The sequence below is a fragment of the Candidatus Thiosymbion oneisti genome, from assembly GCF_900092655.1.
In the GTDB taxonomy this organism is placed as follows: domain Bacteria; phylum Pseudomonadota; class Gammaproteobacteria; order Chromatiales; family Chromatiaceae; genus Thiosymbion; species Thiosymbion oneisti.
In genome coordinates this window covers 1-797 of record NZ_FLUY01001562.1, presented here as the reverse complement: position 1 = coordinate 797, position 797 = coordinate 1, and the positions used below count along the sequence as shown (strand labels likewise).

Annotated in this window: 1 protein-coding gene; it reads left to right on the top strand. The window is 42.9% G+C overall.

Features of this window, described 5'->3' with window-relative positions; translation table 11 throughout:
* Positions 1 to 211 precede the first annotated feature (211 nt).
* On the top strand, positions 212 to 797 hold a 586-nt coding region (locus tag BQ17_RS15875; protein WP_141699330.1), incomplete at its 3' end, for a DUF262 domain-containing protein.

Below are 797 nucleotides of genomic sequence, written 5' to 3'. Positions count from 1 at the left end.
CGCCTGAAATACCTGTTTTTCCCTTGCATAACATAACCTTAGCATGCGGTTGCAGAGGCTAAAGTTATCTAGACCCTCAAGTTTTGTAGGTCGGGTTAGGCGCGCCTTACGATGCGGGCGTGGGCAACCGTGGCTGAACGCGCCGTAACCCGACATCTCAGGCTGGCTCGCAGCGTCGTCTGTTAGTTACGGCGGAGAAGCTGTCGGTTGCATGTTCGCTAGAAATACAAATGAGGAAAATATGAGTGGCCCCAAAACGATTGATAGTGGCTCGTTGTCTGTCGGCGAGCTCTTACGTAAGCCTTATAGCTATAAAGTACTCTACTACCAAAGAGATTATTCATGGTCTGAAGAGCACATAACGACTCTTTGGCAGGATATAACTAATGCATTCAAAGAAGGAAATGACACTGAATACTTCATGGGCGTAATTGTTATTGCTCCTGATGAGTCCGAGAAGTCAAGGCTTATTGTTGATGGCCAACAAAGAATCACTTCATTATCAATGATATTCTCTGCTATCTCTGCTGAATGGGAAGCAAGAGGTGAAGAAAAGAGAAGTATTGGTGTCTCTAGAGACTACTTAGGTTCAGAAGATAGAAGAACAGGTAGTATAATACCTAAATTATCATTGAATGAGACAAATGATAGTGTGTTTAAACAAATAGTTCTGCATCGAGAAGAACCTGACTCAAGTGATAAAAAATTATGGCCTAAAACAACTCAACCACTATGCACTAAAGTGCATAGGTTGCCCCCTGGACTGAAAGTCCTAAATCATTCCAGGATAATGTTTC